This window comes from uncultured Microbacterium sp. (assembly GCF_947488465.1).
In the GTDB taxonomy this organism is placed as follows: Bacteria; Actinomycetota; Actinomycetes; order Actinomycetales; family Microbacteriaceae; genus Microbacterium.
On the sequence record NZ_CANKZA010000002.1, the window covers coordinates 185,018 to 200,883 of the forward strand.

The window sequence follows — 15,866 nt, forward strand, 5'->3', positions numbered from 1 at the left end:
GATGAGGCGATCATTTGCGGTCGCGGGTGTCGCGCATGGCGAGCTCGCGCAGGCGTGCGTTGTACGCATCCAGTTCGGCTTCGCCGGTGCGGTCAGCGTGCCGGTCGCGGCGCTTCGTCTCGCGTGCGTCGCTACGGCTCCACTGGATCGCGACGGTGATCGCGAGGATGAGGGTCGGGATCTCGCCGATCGACCAGGCGATGCCGCCGCCGATGTACTGGTCTTCCAGCGGTGTAACTCCCCAGGTGCGGCCCATCGCTCCGAACCACTCGGCAACCACCAGCCCCGATTGCATCATGATCGCGATGCCGAAAAAGGCGTGCATCGCCATGATTCCGATCAGCAGCAGGAGCCGGCCGGCGTACGGCAGCCGCCACGGCACCGGGTCGAGGCCGATCAGCGACTGTACGAACAGGTAGCCGGTGATGAGGAAGTGCGCGACCATCCACTGGTGGCCGAAATGGTCATACAACGACCACCGGAAGAGACCGGTGAAATAGAAGATCCACAGCGCCCCGATGAACAGGCCGGCCGCGACAAATGGGTTCGTCAGCACGCGCGCGACTGGGGAGTGCACGGCCCACAGGATCCACTCACGACCCCCTCGGGTGCCGTCGTCACGCTTGCGGATCGCCCGGGCGGCGAGTGTCACCGGTGCTCCGGCCACCAGCAGCACCGGGATCGCCATCGTGAGCAGCATGTGCCCGACCATGTGCATGCTGAACAGATAATCCTGGTAGACGTTGATCACACCACCGGTCACCCACACCAGCAGCAGCATCCCTGCGACCCACATGATCGTGCGGGAGACCGGCCACGAGTCGCCCCTGCGGCGCAACCGCCACACCCCAGCGAGGTAGAAGAATACCGCGAAGCCGGCGACCACTGCCCACAACAGATCAACGTTCCATGCGGTGACCCACCGTTCGATCGTGAGCTCCGGGGGCAACGGCGCGCCGGTGAGGCGCTCTGACGGGGAAGGGATCTCGGGAAGCGGGACTGGGTTGGGAGTCGGGGTGCGTGCCAGCGCCGCTGCGGCACCGCTGGCCACACCCATCAGCGCCAGCTCGAAAGCGATCAGTGTCCAGAAGGCGCGGGATGCCGCGCCAGATTCGCGCATCCTGCCGACCAGGCGAGCGCGGTACCACACCCCGAGGAGTCCGAGCCCGATCAGCGCGATGACTTTGACGCCCAAGATCGCGCCATAGGGAGAGAGCAACGCAGGCCACTCCTGCAGTCCGATAGCCGCACGGACCGTGCCAGACACCGCGACGAGCACGAACGCAACAAGGGCGATGCTCGAGTACCGGGCGACGACATCAGGGATGCGGCGCCGATCAAGGACGGGACGGATCGCGATGAGCAGGAGCAACCCGCCGAGCCACACCGCGGCGCAGATGATGTGCAGAATGAGCGCCATCATCGCCTCGTGGTGGAAGGCGTCATCGCCAGAGTGTCCCTGTGTGCCCATCGGCACAAGCGATGCCACCGCGAGCACAGCGACGAGGAGTGTTCCGACCCAGGACCGGACAGCGAAGGTGAAAACGGTGAGCGCGGCACCCGCAACCGTCGTGATCAGCCACGTGCGGCCTACCTCGAGCTCGACCAGGAACCGACCGAGCTGCGTACCGAACTGCGGTCCTGCGTTGAGCTCGGGGTTGAACACGCTGATGAACGTAAGGAACCCGGTTGCGCCAGCAGCGACCGTGAACACGGCGGCGGAGATCGAGGCGGAATCCATTGCGACATCGAGCTCGCGCTCACCGGCGCGGAGCGTGAATAGCGCCGTCACGAGAACGCCGACCATACCCGCGGCAGCGAGGTTCACAAACAGCTTTGCGACCGGAAGCCCCCAACGTGCGACCGGGCCGGCGTCGCCCAAGGACAGCTCCGCGGCCCCGCCGCCGAATCCCAACGCCCAGACCAGGACGATGACCGCGACGACGACGAGGATCGCCGGCCCTGCGACCCGTGATGAGCGGGGATTCATCCCGATGCTGGTCGGCGTGTTCTGGGCCGGCGTACACAGTCGCGACGTGCATGCGCGTCGCGGAGCAGCCAAGTTGTCGGGGTCATTTCCGTGCTTTCTTTTGTGGTGTGGAGGGTCAGCTGAGCCCGGAATAGGCGTGGAGTCCTTTGAAGAACATGTTGACGATCGTGAAGTTGAACAGCACCGCGACGAACCCATTAATGGACAGCCACGCGGAGCGGCTGCCACGCCACCCCCTTGTCGCGCGGGCGTGGATATAGCCGGCGTAAAGCACCCAGATCACGAACGTCCACACCTCCTTGGTGTCAAAGCCCCAGTAACGACCCCAGGAGTCATTCGCCCAGATCGAGCCGGCGATGAGAGTGAATGTCCAGAACACGAATCCCACGATCGCGAACCGGTAGGCAAGTGACTCGAGCACGTCAGCGGAGGGCAGAGTACGCAGAAACCCGGGGCCGGGGGCGCGGGTTGTATCCGAGGACGCCGGGATACGGCGTTCACGGCGTGCTTGCAGGAGCTGGGTGGCCGAGAGGCCGCACGCGATCGCGAACAGGGCGGTAGCGAGCGAGGCGACAAAGACGTGAATGACCAGCCACACGCTCTTGAGCGGATCCATCAGCGGAACGACGTCGACGTAGAACGTGATCGTCGCCCCGCCCAGCAGCAACACCACCATGCCGATCAAGAACGCACCCAGGAACCGGAGGTCGAAGCGGCGCAGCACGAGCAGGTACACCGCGACAATCAGGACAGTGCCCGTCAGCGCGAATTCATACATGTTCGCCCAAGGCACCCGCTCGGCGGCGATCCCGCGCAGGACGGTGCCAGCGACGTGGAACAGAAACCCGAGGACCGTCAGCGATGTCCCGATCCGCGCCCACAGCAGTCGTCGCCGCTGGGCGGGCGGCGTGTGAACACTGTCGAGCGGTCCGGTCGGACGGGGCTCGGTCTGCGAGCTGTCAGCTGTGGACGCGCCGACCAGGAGCGGCGCCCGCTGCGAGATGTTGACGGGGACGGAGCGTTGGGCAAGGTCGATGGCGTACGCGATGAACGCGAGTAAGTAGGTGGCGATCGCCGTCCACACGAGCAGCAACGAGATGCCGTCGAGGGAGAGCGCGTCGGTTCCGGTCATGGCAGGGTCGTCCTCTTCATCGTTGCGGTCATGGGCTGGGGAGGAGCGTGGGCGGCAGATGTGTGAGGGGGATGGTCAGCGTGCGTTCGCTTTCCGATATGCATGTGCGGGTACACCGCGCTGATCTGCTGCCGTTGAGGACGCATTCCAGCACGACGGTGCCGACCTTTGCGGTCTGCGGTGCGATCATGGCCGCCTCCCTTGGCCGATCGGATGATCCATGTCCACCGCCCGTGTGCGGGCACGGTGGGTGAAGCCGGCCGCCGCGAAAGCAACACTGGAGGCGAGGACGAGGAACCCGGTGAGCGAGGGACCGAGCGCCGTTGACGGGGTGAGCCCGGTGCGCAGCGGGACGGTACTGATCGATGCACCGGCGGTGTCGACGCCGATGTTGTCGATGGTGGTGCCGTCTGGGGCGATCACCTGACTGGTGCCCACCGTTGAGACGTTGACGACCGCGCGACCCGTTTCGACGGCGCGCATGCGGGCGAACGCGAGTTGCTGGAGGTTCTCGTCGGTGCCGCGGAAATCGGCGTTGTTGGTCTGAAACACGAACAGCTGCGCACCCTGCTGGACGCCGTCCCAGATGACGGTGTCGTAGATCACGTCGAAGCAGATCGCCAGCCCGACACGGACGTCTCCGACCTTCGCGAGCGGCGAATTGGTGCCGGGGGTGTATTCGCGTTGGATCAGACCGACCAGGTCCGGGGCGATCCGCTCGTAGAACCAACGGTCGGGGACATATTCCCCGAATGGGACCGGGTTGACCTTGTCATGCCACTGTCGGTCCGCGGGATCCGCGGTCCAGAGCAGGGAGGTGTTGAAGACGTCGTCGCCGCGGGTCGTGGCGGCGTTCATAAGCAGCGGCGCTCCTGCCGCCTGGACGATGCGGTCCAGCGCGGCCGCGGCATCGGGGTCGTTGAGCGGATCGGCGTCCACGCCGCCCTCCGGCCATGCCAACAGATCCATCGGCTTCCCGTACAGGGGGCGCGTCGCGGAGCTCTGCGCGGCGAGGACGTCGCCCGGCGCCTTCACGTCGAAGTATCCGGTCGGACCATTGCCCTGCACCCAGCCGACCCGGAACGCCCCGGCCTCCGTGGTGGGGAACTGCGGCGCCACAGCCAGGAGAACCGCGACGACGCCGACGGGGAGCAGGCCGCGGACGAATCGGAACCTGCCCGCACGCAGTCGCTGCACCACAGCGGCGCACATAGTCACGATCAGGAACGACAGCCCGGTCACGCCCGTCCACGACGCGACCTCGACGAACGGCCCGCCGACCTGCGTCGTCCCGACCCGCGCCCACGGGAAGCCGGAGTATGGCCACGCTCCCATCACCACCTCGCGAACCGCCCACAGCCCCCCGACCAGCAGCGGTACCGCGATCAACTGCATGGAGCCACCTGGCCGCTGACGGGCGGTCCACCGGTAGGCGAGCGCGAGTGGCACCGCGCCTACTCCGAACAAGATTGCTTCCAGCCCGGCAAGGGTAAGCCACGGCACCGGGCCGAGGAACTCTGCTACCCACACCAGGTGGGTGGTGTAGAACACGGCGCCGAAGGTGGTGCCTACCAGCAGCGCCCCTCCGATGCTGCGCCCGACCAGGGTCAGCAGGGCGGCCGTGACGCTCACGAAGGTCAGTGGCCACCACCCGACCGGCGGGGATGCCAAATTCAGGAGGAACCCGGCAGCGGCAGCGGCTGAGACCGCCGCCCAGAGCGGCATCGACCACGATCGTGCGCGCTGCAGTGTCCCTTGCCCCGGCGTAGCAGCCGGGACGAGCGAGGGCATGGTGGTACGCATCGGTCAGGTGTCTTTCTGGTGCAGTCGGGTGAGGTAGTCGTTGTAGGCGTCGAGATCGGGGTCGCCGTGTGCGTCGGCGCGACGGTCGGCGGCGACCGCCTGGGTGGTGTCTTCGCGGAACCAGCGGTGCATCACGTAGATGAGCATCAGCAGGGTGGGGGCTTCGCCGTAGGACCAGGCCAGGCCGCCGGCGAGGCGCTGGTCCTCGATCGGGTCGATGCCCAGTGCGCTCGTCGGCCCGGCGAACCCTTGCACGAGGGTGCTGGTGGCCATCATCAAGAAGACGCCGAAGAACGCGTGCAGAGCGGCTTCGGCGAACACATCCAGAGCGCGTCCGCCGTGGCTCATCCGCACCGGCAGCGGGTCTGAGGACAGCACCGGGATCGTGAACAGTATCCCGGCGACCAGGAACCCGACCTCGAGGAGAGTGTGACCGGTGACGGTGGACAGGATCGGGTCGGCGAAATCCGCCAGGTAGAGGCCGTAGAACGCGGCCAGGTACAACGGGACCGCCAGCCACGGGCTGAGCAGCCACCGGGCGGTCCGGCTGCGCAGCCCCGCATGTGCCGCACGCAGGATCAGGAGGCCGGCGCCGTGGTGGGGGGTGGCGCGCAGCAACAGCGTGCCGGGAGAGCCGAGAACCAGCAGCGGTGGGATTGCCATCATCAGGGTGAGCTGCTGGAACATGAATACCGAGAACAGCGCGTGCCCGTACCCCTCGACTCCGAGCCCGGTGACCGCGGCAAGGGCGACGCAGCCAAGCAGGAAGTTGACCGTGCGCCACACCGGCCACCGACGTCCCAGCGACCACAGCCGCACCGCGCCGGCCAGGTAGGCGACGGCGAGCAGGCCTGCCACTACTGGCAGCAGTGGCAGCGGCAACGGCCCAGGGCTGAGAAAGCCGAGCAGTGTCGGCGGTGCCCCGGGGATCCAGTCGTTCACGGTCTCATCTCGGTTGAGTGATCAGAAGTCGAAGAGATCGCCGAGGAAACCCTCTCGACGGCGCTTCCCTCCTCGGTCGTGACGGGAATCGCCTCGGTTCGGTTGAGAGTCGCTGCGGCCGTGGTGGGAGTCGCGTGGTGGTGGTGCGGGGTATTCCGGTACGCGGGAGTCGGGGGCGCGGTCGATGATCTTGTCCAGTTCGCCGCGGTCCAGCCAGACGCCGCGGCATTGCGGGCAGTCGTCAATTTCGACACCGGAGCGCTCGGTCACCGCGAGCAGGGCATCGTCAATGGGACATTTCATCGGTTTTCTCCTTCGGGAGGAATGTGGCTTGCGGTGCCGGTCAGCGCGGCGGCATGAGTGTCCGCGATGTCGTGGACGGCTTTGTGGAGGGTTGGGTCCTCGCCGCGCGCGAGGCCGGCGTATTCGACGCGGACGCCCCCCGGGGTGGTGTGGGCTTTGATCCACACGCGGCGGCGGGGTACGAACATCCCGGCAATCAGTCCCAATGTGGCGAGGGTGGCGAAGGCGAGCACCCAGGTACCGGAGGGGTCGTTTTGGATCTGCAGCGACGCGAACCGTTTCACCGGTTCACCGACCACCGCGGTGTCGTCCTCCCAGGTGATCGTCCCCCACCCGTTGGGGAGGTCAGCGGTCGCGCCGGGGGTGAGCTCGAGCGACTCGGCGCCGGTGTCGGCGCCGGTGTGCTGGGTGAGCCCGTCGACATCGAGGGTGTAGACGGACCGGGGGGTGCCGTCATCGATCCCGAGGTCACCGCTGAACACGTTGAGAGTGAGCACCGGGTTGATCGCATCCGGGTACACCGATGTGTACGCGCCGGACGGCAGCACACCCTGGGAGGGGTAGAAGAATCCGACCAGACCGAGCTGCTCGGGCATCCCGTCCGGGATCTTGATGACCCCCAGGGACGTCATGAATGAGTCCTGCGGCAGGAACGGCTGCGATTCGCTGTACACAACTTCCCCCTCCGGGTTCCGGATGGTGAGAGTGGGCGCGTATCCGTTTCCAAGCAGGTAGATCCGGTCACCTTCGACGGTGATCGGATAGTTGACGATGACGCTCTCGCTGCGGTCGTCCTGCCCGGGTTGGCGGATGATCACGTTGGCGGAGAAGTCCCCTGCTTGCCCCGCGCCGGGGGTACCGGGTAGCTGATAGGTGACCTCGAACTCGTCGAGGGTCATCGAGTACGGGGCGAGGCCGGTCCCGTCGATGAACCGGCCCGGGTTGAAGGAGGAGTAGTCGCTGAGCGCGTTCACGAACGTGGTGCCCTCCACCACGACCCGCTGTCCGGTGTATGCGAACCCGCCGCCGATGCCGACGGAGACCAGCACTCCGATCAGAGCGATGTGGAAGACCAGGTTCCCGGTTTCTCGCAAATAACCGCGCTCCGCCGAGACGGATGCCCATCCGCGGCCGTCGTACCTGTGCACCCGGTAGCCGGCGCGGCGCAGTTGCCGCTCCGCGAGCTCAACGGCCTCTTCCGCCGCATTCTGGGCCGCCGCCCCTACGGAGACGGTGACCTCCCGGTAATCGGGGAGGCGGGAAAGGCGGACGGGAGTGCGGGGCGGCTGGGACCGAAGGGCTTTGTAGTGGTGCTTTGCGCGAGGGATGACGCAACCGATGAGGGAGGTGAACAGCAGCAGGTAGATCGCGGAGAACCAGGGCGACTGGTACACGTCGAACAACCCGATCGCGTCCGCGACGGGGAACACATCCGGATTGTCGCGTTCCCACTGGATGACGCCGTTGGGGTCGGCGGTGCGCTGTGGGAACAGCGACCCCGGTACGGCGGCGATCGCAAGGAACAGCAGCAGCACCAGGGCGGTACGCATACTGGTCAGCTGCCGCCACGCCCACCTCGCCCAGCCCACCACGCTGAGCGCCGGCGAGGTCACGTCCGCGGCATTGTCACCGTCGTCGCTGTCGGCGTGGTCGCGAGGTCGGAGCGGGTCTACAGCCTCGTTCGTCGTGTTGGTCTCAGAGCGGGAGGGGAACATTGATCACCACCTGTTGCAGTGCCGACATCAGCGCCGTCCACGCTCCTGTGACCATCAGCAACCCGAGCAGGATGAGCATTACTCCGCCGATGATGTTCAGCGCACGGATGTGGCGGCGCAAGAATGTCACGGACCGTGATGCCCATCCCCAACCGGCGGCGAGGATGAGGAACGGGATCCCCAGACCGAGGGAGTAGGCCAGGCCGAGCAGGCCGGCGCGAGCAGGGTCGCCCAGGTTCCAGGACATGGAGATGATCGCGGCGAGGGTGGGGCCGATACAGGGCGTCCAGCCGACACCGAGCGCGAAGCCGAGCAGTGGCGCGCCGATCAATCCGGCGCGACCTCGGGCACGGGGGCGGAGAGTGCGTTGGGCGAGCCCGAACAGACCGAGGAACACCAGCCCGAGGACGATGATGACGACACCGAACACCCGGGTGAGGATGTTCGCATATTGCAGCAGCAGGAATCCGAAGGTGCCGCCGAGGATGGTGACTGCCACGAACACCACGGTGAACCCGGCGATGAACAGGGCCACGCCCAGCAGGAGTCGTGCACGCTCGGCCCGCACCGTCGTTCCTGGCCTTTTTGAGGTGGTTCCGGTGTCGGTGGTGGTGCTGCCGAGGTAGCCGAGGTAGCCGGGCACGAGCGGCAGCACGCACGGGGAGAGGAAGGACACCAATCCGGCGAGTACCGCGACCGGGACGGCCACCCACAGGGCGCCGTCGATGATCGTCATCCCCGGGTTCATGGGGTGTCTTCCTCGAGGGCATCGGCGACGAGTGCGGAGAGGATGGATGCGGCGGCCAGCTGTCCGATGATCCGGGCGGCGACTCTCCCGTCGCGGTCGATGACGAGGGTGGTGGGGGTGGCTTGGATGGGGGTGAGCTGTGCGAATGCGAGTTTGACGCGCCCGTCGTTCACGTCGATCACGCTGGGGTAGGTGATGTTGTTGTCGCGGGCGAAGGAGAGCGCGGTGGCGGGCTGGTCGTAGGTATTCACCCCGAGGAACGCGACATCTTGGTCTTGGTAGTCCTGCCACACCTCTTCCAGCAATGGGGCTTCGACGATGCACGGCCCACAGGCGGCGTACCAGAAGTTCACCACCAGCACCCCACCCCGGTAGTCATCGCTGGTCACCGTGTCACCGGCCTCGGTGACGCCCTCGAACACGACTGGGTCGCCCCGTTCCGGCTCCGGGATCTCCACGACCTGGAAATCGCCGGAGATGTAACCCTTCTCGGTGCCGTCCCGGTATTGCTGCGCGAGGGAATCATCCGCCGCGCACCCGGTCAGCAAAGCGGACGCGAGCAGCAGGGCAACAGCAGTCCGGGTCCGACTTCTGTGGGTGGTCATGGGCGGCGCACCTTGATCAACGCACCGGCGACAAGGAACACCACCGCTGCGACCGGTTGCGCGGCCGTCCACACCGGCCCTGCGAACGGGAACGGGAAGACCGGATTCCAGACCACCACGATCACCGCGAACACTGGCACCCACCACCACTGCCGCGCCTGCACCGCAAACCACGCCACGATCACGCCCAGGATGGCGGTGACGAACAGCACCGCCAGGAACCAGTCGTTACCCATGAGCGCGGGGGCAACAAACAGGACGGCGGCAGCGAGCAGGCTGGGCGCGAACGCGTTGCGCTGATACGTCGAGGGGCTTCGCGGTTTCGCCATCATCGTCCCGCCTCCGCCGTGGCAGCCGTGGCAGTGGGATCATCCTTTGCCGCGGTGTGGGTGCGGCGGTGACGGATCCAGAGACTTCCGGCCAGGACGACCACGCCGGCTCCGAGAGCAACGTCGGCGAGGTTGCCGATGAACCAGTTGCCGTAGGCGAGGAAGTCGGTGACATGGCCGCGCCCGAACGCGGGCGGGGCGAACAGCCGGTCGATCAGGTTGCCGATCGCGCCGCCCAGGATCAGCCCGATCCCGACCGCCCAGCCGGTGGTGCGGGCGCGCGTGGCGGCGATGATGAGCACGACGGTCGCGGCCATCCCCAGCAGGGTGAGCAGCCACGTCGCCCCGGACCCTAGGGACAGGAGCGCTCCGGGGTTGAAAGCGAGCTGCAGACCGAGCAGATTTCCCAGCAGCGGGATCCGCTCTTCCTCACTCAGGGAGGACAACGCAGCCGCCTTGCTCGCCTGATCAATCAGCACCACTCCTGCTGCCGCGATGCAGGCGAGAGCGAACCTGCGTGCCTGGTCACGACTCATCAGTCGAGTCCTTCCCCGCGGTCGTGTCCCGGGCGGCTCGCGCGGCGTCGGCACGGTCGCGGCGCCGACGTTCCCTGCCGACCATCAACACGATGACGAGGGCGCCGCCGAGGATGATCATTCCTCCGACCACAGCGAGGATCGCGAAGGTATCGCCGCCTCCGGAGGTCTCGCCCCCGTATCCGTTGTCAGCGGGCGTTACGGTCGCGGTCGCGGTCGGTGCGGGGGTTTGCGGAGCCGTGCTCGGTGTGGCGGCGGGGCTGCTCGGGACGGCGTCGGTGGGTGCGACGGTGTAGGTGTATTCGCCGCTGATCGGGTGGCCATCACTGGAGACGACTTTCCACCGGACGGTGAATAGCCCGTCCGGCGGGTTCGGGGTGAGCTGCTGAGTGATGGAGGTGCCATCCTCTGACGGTGCATCGGTGGCAATGTTTTCCCCATCTGAGGCGATCACCTCGACGGCAGCGGATTGCATTCCCGCAATGAGTTCACCGCTGAAGGAGAGAGTGATTTCCGCGGGTGATGAGGTGAGGGTGGAGTTTGCCTCCGGGTAGGAGGAGACCAGTTCGTCGTGCGCTTGGGCGGGGGTCGCCACAGCCAACGTCAGTCCCGCTCCAAGGAGAAGGGTGGCCAGGGTGGTGATGAGTGAGCGGCGGGGGTTACGCATGGGTGGTGTGTTCTCCGGGGTGGGATTGCGGTTCGATCTGGAACGTGGCGTGCTCGATGCTCACCGGGAAGTGTTCGGAGACACATTCCTGGAGCTCTTGCAGCAGCCGGGCGGACTGTTCCGGGGTAAGGGTGTCGTCGACGACGACATGCGCGGTCAGCGTCGGGAGATCTGTGGAGACTTGGGAGGCGTGCAGGTCGTGCACGGCGACCACCTGCGGCAGCTCGAGGATGTGTCGGCGTACCTCCGCCAGGTCAAGGCCGGGAGGGGTGGATTCGAGTAGGACGCTTCCGGATGCGCGGAGCAGGATGACGGTGCGCGGGATGATCAGGAGCGCGATCAGGATGCCGGCGACCGCGTCTGCCTGATACCAGCCGAGGGTGGCGATCAGGATGGCGCTGACGATGACGCCGACGGAGCCAAGTGCGTCATTGAACACCTCGAGGAACGCGGCGCGCATGTTCAGGTTGCGTGTGCGACCGCTCATCAACACCAGCAGGGACGCGATGTTCGCGACCAGGCCGACGATCCCGAAGAACAACAGGCTGCCCGACGCGATCTCGGGCGGCTCAAATAGTCGCCGTACGCCCTCAACCAGCGCGAAGATCCCCACACCGAGGAGCAGGGCGGCCTGGGCGAGAGCGGCGAGCACTTCCGCACGCCGCAGCCCGAACGTGTACCGGTCAGACGGGGGCCGGTTCATCAAATGCGCGGCGGTGACCGCCATCGCTAGCCCGATCACGTCGGTCAGCATGTGCGCGGCGTCCACGAGCAGCGCGAGGCTGCCAGTGATGACTGCGCCAATGACTTCAATCACGAACACCGATGCGGTGATCGAGAACGCGATCAGCAATCTGTTCCGGGGTGTGGCCTCGCCCGTGTCGTGGCTATGTCCAGCGCCCATGATGGTCCCCTCTCTTACGGCCGGTTGATGATGTGGTGTGCGATCGCCGTCGCGTCCGCGGAGACCCCGGCGATGGTGTCGACACCACGGCGGCTGTACTGCGGGAATCCCGCGACGAACAGGCCAGGTACGGGGGTCGTTGTGCGCCGCGGCCCACGGATGCGTGCGTCATCGGGGAGCCAATCGTCTCCGGGGAGGTAGCCGGTCGCGAAGATCACCGAACCCGGTGATGCCGTCGTCCCGTCCGCGAGGATCACCGCACCGCCCCGCGCGTCGGTTACCGCGGGGACAACTCGCACCCCGGCCTGCTGCAGCCGTTCGTAACTATCACCGAACACCGGCTCGGGATGAGGATCCCCGCCGAACAACGGCCGACGCCCGCCGGCGGCCAACGGGGAGTTGGCCAGGGGTCGGTGCGCGCGGCGGGTACGCACCGCCATGGTCACCGCGTGGGAAGCGGCAAGTTCCCGTGCGATCTGTAAACCGCTGTTGCCGCCGCCGACGATCAGCACATCCCGGGTCGGAATCTGGCGGGGATATTGGTAGCGGCTGGTATGGATCGCGACACCGGGGACGCTCAATGCGGTGGCCCATTCGGGAAGTCGGGGGTGGGCGGCAGCGCCCGTGGCGCAGACGATGTTGCGGGTCTGCACCTCACCCGCGGTGGTGGACAGGTGCAGGGTGGTTCCGTCGCCACGTCGCTCGACCCCGGTGACGCGGATACCCCAGGCTGTTTCGACACCGATCCCGGCCTCGACCACCTTGAGGTAATCGACCATCTCATCCACCTTGGGGTGCAGCCGTTGATCCCCAGGATGCCGCCGAGTCGGGAGAGCACTGTGTCGGGCGTCGCTGAGCAGCACCATGGAGTGCCACCTTGACGACCAGCTGCGCTGTCCCGCAGCCGCCGCATCGATCACGACGAAATCCTGTTGCGGCCGCAGCCCTTCCGCGCTCAGCGCCGCAGCGACAGCCAAGCCCGACTGGCCGGCGCCAACGATGATCACCCGACGGCGCGCAAGACTGGCGAGCATCACGGGGCCGTGCTCACCGCTTGTGTGATGGCGTCCTCGAGGTCGTTCCACTGCTGCAGCTCCAGCGGTTCCCCCTCCACGAAGAACGTTGGGGTGCTGGAGACACCCAGCGCCTGACCCTCGTTGAGGTCCATCTCCACCCGGGCCAGCGTCTCGGGGGCCGCGACGGCAGCGTCGTAGGCGGCCATGTCCAGCCCGAGCTCATCCGCGAATCCGCGGAACAGATCAGCGCGGGATTCTTGTGACTCGCCCCACTCGGCCTGCGTCTCGAACAGCCGGTGATACATGTCCTCGAACCGGTCCTGCCCGGCTGCGGCCTCCGCAGCTAGGGCCGCGTTGGTGGAGTTGGTGTGACCGGGGAGCGGGAAGTAGCGGACGACATAGGTGATCTGCCCCGCAAACTTTTCCCGAATGTCTTCGACGATCGGGTAGAACGCCCCGCACGCTTCACATTCGAAGTCGAGGAACTCCACCACCGTGACCGCACCCTCACCCCCGTCGTCCAGAACATGCGAGTTCGGTCGCACCACCGATGCGGGCTCCCCCTCCCCTCCCGGGGAAGGCGTCGAGCGTTGATCGACAAGGACATAGATGACCGCCGCCAGGATCAAGGCGACGACGACAGCGACAGTGATCAACGTCACTTTCACAGGAATTTTCATGGGGGCACTCCGAACGGTCACGACACGTGGGCATGATAGAAATCTCCCCGGCAGGCACGCCGGAGAAGGTCGCCACCACAGGCGGGTGGCGTGCCAGGTGTCAGGTTCGGGAAATGCTCAACTGTGTCAGCGAAAACGCCGCGGCGCGGGGCGGTACTGACGCGGGCAACAGCGCTCTCAGCAGCGGCAGCAGTCCTCGTTCAGGCTGCGGACGCCGGGTGCGATGCACCCACCGGGTCACTACGACCAGCAGCAGCCCACACAACACCCCGAGCACACACACCGCGACGCCCAGCAGTGCGGGACTCGTCGTTCCCTGATCGATCACCGGAGTACCAGCAGCGATGGGCGCGATGTGCGCGTCCACATGCTCCGTGACGGACGACGCGGTCGGTGCGGCTGCCTCGGGTTCGGTGTGGGTCGCCATCCACGCGCCGACGATCAGCAGCAACGCGAGCGCCACACTCGTAATGATCCTCGTTATCAGCAGACGCTCGCTCAGAATCACAGCATCCTGTGTTCGAGCGGCCGAAATCATCCTTCGCAGTCTACCTTCCACTATTCGAGGTCACTACATCCCGCGTCATACCGTCGAGAGCGCAGGCTCTGGCGGCTGGAATAACGTTGCGGGCCAGAGCAGGACGCCGGGCCGCACGGACACCGTTGAGGATCACGACGACTTCGGCGATCTCGTGCACCAACACGACACCTGCGAGCCCAAGCACGCCGAACAGCGCGAGCGGGAACAGCACGATGATGATCGCCAACGCCAGGACGATGTTCGCAGTCATGATCCGCCGACCCCGCTTCGCATGCGCGAGCGCACCAGAGATGAGGCGCAGGTCATGCCCGGTGAAGGCAACATCGGCGGACTCGATCGCCGCGGCAGACCCCTTCACTCCCATCGCAATCCCCACTGTCGCCGTCGCGAGAGCGGGGGCATCGTTGATGCCGTCTCCGACCATCGCTATGGGGCGCGATGCGACGAGCGCGGCGATCGCGTCGGCTTTGTCTTTGGGGAGCTGCTCAGCGCGGACGTCAGTGATTCCGGCCTCACGGGCGATGGCACGGGCTGTGCGGTCATTGTCGCCGGTGAGCATGATCGTCTGAATGTTCTGGGCGTGCAGCAGTCGCACCGTCTCAGGGGACTCGGCCCGCAGTTCGTCGCGCACCCCGATCAGCCCGGCGATCTGCCCGTCTGCCTCGACTACGACGACGGTCATACCTCGGGCGGCCATCGACTCCGCGGTCACAGCAAGGCCACCCGGGTTCAGCCAGCGTGCGTTGCCCACCCGGACGATTCGACCACCGATGCGGCCGGTGATGCCGCATCCTGCGTCCTCCACAACATCCGTCGCGTTTACGGGATCTTGGGCCGCGGCGGTGATGGCCGCAGCGAGGGGGTGCGTGCTGGTGGACTCGACCGCTGCGGCCCAGCCGAGGACGTCGTGGCGGGTGACGCCCGTGGCGGTCTGGACGTCGACGACGGTGGGCTCGTTTCGGGTAAGGGTGCCGGTCTTGTCGAACGCGACCTGGCGGATGGTGCCGAGCTGCTCGAATGCCTCCCCCGACTTGATCACGACACCGAACTTCGAGGCGGCCCCGATCGCGCTGACCACCGTTACCGGCACGGCGATCGCCAACGCACATGGGGAGGCCGCGACCAAGACGACAAGTGCACGCTCGATCCACGTCCACGGGTCACCGATGACCACCCCGAACAACGCCACCAGGGCTGCGGCGATGAGCACTGCGGGAACTAGTGGGCGGGCGATGCGGTCTGCCAGCCGCGCCCGGTCGCCCTTGCGGGCATGGGCCTGCGCCACCAGGGCCACGATCTGGTTGAGGGAGTTGTTCCGACCGTCCGCGGTCGCTTCGATCCGCAGTGTCGCCGCCCCATTCACCGACCCCGCAGCGACCGGGTCGCCCGGTCCAACATCGACCGGGATGGACTCGCCCGTCACGGCGGATGTGTCCAGGCTCGACCGACCCTCCACCACAACACCATCGGTCGCGACCCGTTCGCCGGCGCCGACGACCAGGATGTCCAACTCACGCACGTCGGCCGCGGGAATCGTCACATCGCCGGTGAGGCGAGAGACGCGCACCGTCTCCGGGATCAGCGACAGGAGTGCCCGCAGCCCCTCCTTGGCACGGTCCATCGCCCGGTCCTCGAGTGCCTCGGCGAGGGAGAACAGGAACGCGAGGGCCGCGGCCTCCCCGACATGGCCAAGCAACACCGCCCGACTGCGGCGATCGTCATCAGCAGCGCAACACCGAGGCGCCCACGCAGCAACCGGCCGATCGCCCCGGGAACGAACGTGTACGCGCCAGCGAGCAGTGCCACCCACAGGAGCACCAGGCCCGGAATGTGCAGCCCCGACCACTCGAGCGCATAGCCGACCACCAAAAACACGCCCGCGAGCGCCGAAGGCAACAACGCCACATCCCGCCACCACGGCGGGCGAACCTCGGGGATCCCATCAGTCACCGCTG

Annotated in this window: 15 protein-coding genes and 1 pseudogene; all 16 read right to left on the minus strand. The window is 66.7% G+C overall.

The features are described 5' to 3' along the window. Window positions 1–10 precede the first annotated feature (10 nt). Entirely contained in the window at window positions 11–1,990 is a 1,980-nt protein-coding gene (locus tag Q0653_RS05860; protein WP_298740907.1) for a cytochrome c oxidase assembly protein, read from the minus strand. 115 nt (window positions 1,991–2,105) lie between these two features. Beyond that, window positions 2,106–3,122, minus strand: a complete 1,017-nt coding sequence (gene ccsB, locus Q0653_RS05865) for a c-type cytochrome biogenesis protein CcsB (RefSeq protein WP_298943412.1) — start codon at window positions 3,120–3,122, stop codon at window positions 2,106–2,108. A 186-nt stretch (window positions 3,123–3,308) separates the two neighbouring features. Next, window positions 3,309–4,925, minus strand: coding sequence for an apolipoprotein N-acyltransferase (lnt, locus tag Q0653_RS05870; RefSeq protein WP_298943414.1), 1,617 nt, complete (start codon window positions 4,923–4,925; stop codon window positions 3,309–3,311). Window positions 4,926–4,928: 3 nt separating this feature from the next. Next, window positions 4,929–5,867: a cytochrome c oxidase assembly protein gene (locus Q0653_RS05875; protein ID WP_298740914.1), complete on the minus strand. Its 939-nt coding sequence runs from the start codon at window positions 5,865–5,867 to the stop codon at window positions 4,929–4,931. A gap of 21 nt (window positions 5,868–5,888) precedes the next feature. After that, on the minus strand, window positions 5,889–6,170 hold the full coding sequence (locus Q0653_RS05880) for a zf-TFIIB domain-containing protein (RefSeq protein WP_298943417.1): 282 nt from the start codon (window positions 6,168–6,170) through the stop codon (window positions 5,889–5,891). Continuing rightward, entirely contained in the window at window positions 6,167–7,885 is a 1,719-nt protein-coding gene (locus tag Q0653_RS05885; protein ID WP_298943419.1) for a cytochrome c biogenesis protein ResB, read from the minus strand. Before Q0653_RS05885 ends, Q0653_RS05880 begins: the two co-directional genes overlap by 4 nt. Next, window positions 7,866–8,633, minus strand: a complete 768-nt coding sequence (locus Q0653_RS05890; RefSeq protein ID WP_298740918.1) for a cytochrome c biogenesis CcdA family protein — start codon at window positions 8,631–8,633, stop codon at window positions 7,866–7,868. Before Q0653_RS05890 ends, Q0653_RS05885 begins: the two co-directional genes overlap by 20 nt. Beyond that, window positions 8,630–9,238, minus strand: a complete 609-nt coding sequence (locus Q0653_RS05895; protein WP_298740920.1) for a TlpA disulfide reductase family protein — start codon at window positions 9,236–9,238, stop codon at window positions 8,630–8,632. The genes Q0653_RS05890 and Q0653_RS05895 overlap by 4 nt, the downstream gene beginning before the upstream one ends. After that, window positions 9,235–9,570, minus strand: a complete 336-nt coding sequence (locus tag Q0653_RS05900) for a DUF6804 family protein (RefSeq protein ID WP_298740922.1) — start codon at window positions 9,568–9,570, stop codon at window positions 9,235–9,237. The genes Q0653_RS05895 and Q0653_RS05900 overlap by 4 nt, the downstream gene beginning before the upstream one ends. Beyond that, complete coding sequence (gene lspA, locus Q0653_RS05905; RefSeq protein WP_298943421.1) at window positions 9,567–10,103, minus strand: signal peptidase II; 537 nt, start codon at window positions 10,101–10,103, stop codon at window positions 9,567–9,569. The genes Q0653_RS05900 and lspA overlap by 4 nt, the downstream gene beginning before the upstream one ends. Then, window positions 10,093–10,770 (minus strand): copper resistance CopC family protein, encoded by a 678-nt coding sequence (locus Q0653_RS05910; protein ID WP_298740926.1) that lies wholly within the window; start codon window positions 10,768–10,770, stop codon window positions 10,093–10,095. The genes lspA and Q0653_RS05910 overlap by 11 nt, the downstream gene beginning before the upstream one ends. Continuing rightward, the gene (locus Q0653_RS05915; RefSeq protein WP_298740928.1) at window positions 10,763–11,674 is read right to left on the minus strand and encodes a cation diffusion facilitator family transporter; all 912 of its coding nucleotides are present in this window, start codon (window positions 11,672–11,674) and stop codon (window positions 10,763–10,765) included. The genes Q0653_RS05910 and Q0653_RS05915 overlap by 8 nt, the downstream gene beginning before the upstream one ends. A 14-nt stretch (window positions 11,675–11,688) precedes the next feature. Next, window positions 11,689–12,708, minus strand: a complete 1,020-nt coding sequence (locus tag Q0653_RS05920; RefSeq protein ID WP_298741233.1) for an NAD(P)-binding domain-containing protein — start codon at window positions 12,706–12,708, stop codon at window positions 11,689–11,691. Next, complete coding sequence (locus Q0653_RS05925) at window positions 12,708–13,370, minus strand: thioredoxin domain-containing protein (protein WP_298740930.1); 663 nt, start codon at window positions 13,368–13,370, stop codon at window positions 12,708–12,710. Before Q0653_RS05925 ends, Q0653_RS05920 begins: the two co-directional genes overlap by 1 nt. A 100-nt stretch (window positions 13,371–13,470) precedes the next feature. Further along, window positions 13,471–13,908 carry a hypothetical protein gene (locus Q0653_RS05930; RefSeq protein WP_298740932.1) on the minus strand — a complete coding sequence of 146 codons (438 nt, stop codon included), beginning with the start codon at window positions 13,906–13,908 and terminating at the stop codon, window positions 13,471–13,473. Window positions 13,909–13,918: 10 nt separating this feature from the next. Further along, window positions 13,919–15,633, minus strand: a pseudogene (locus Q0653_RS05935) (cation-translocating P-type ATPase). Between the last annotated feature and the right edge of the window lie 233 nt (window positions 15,634–15,866).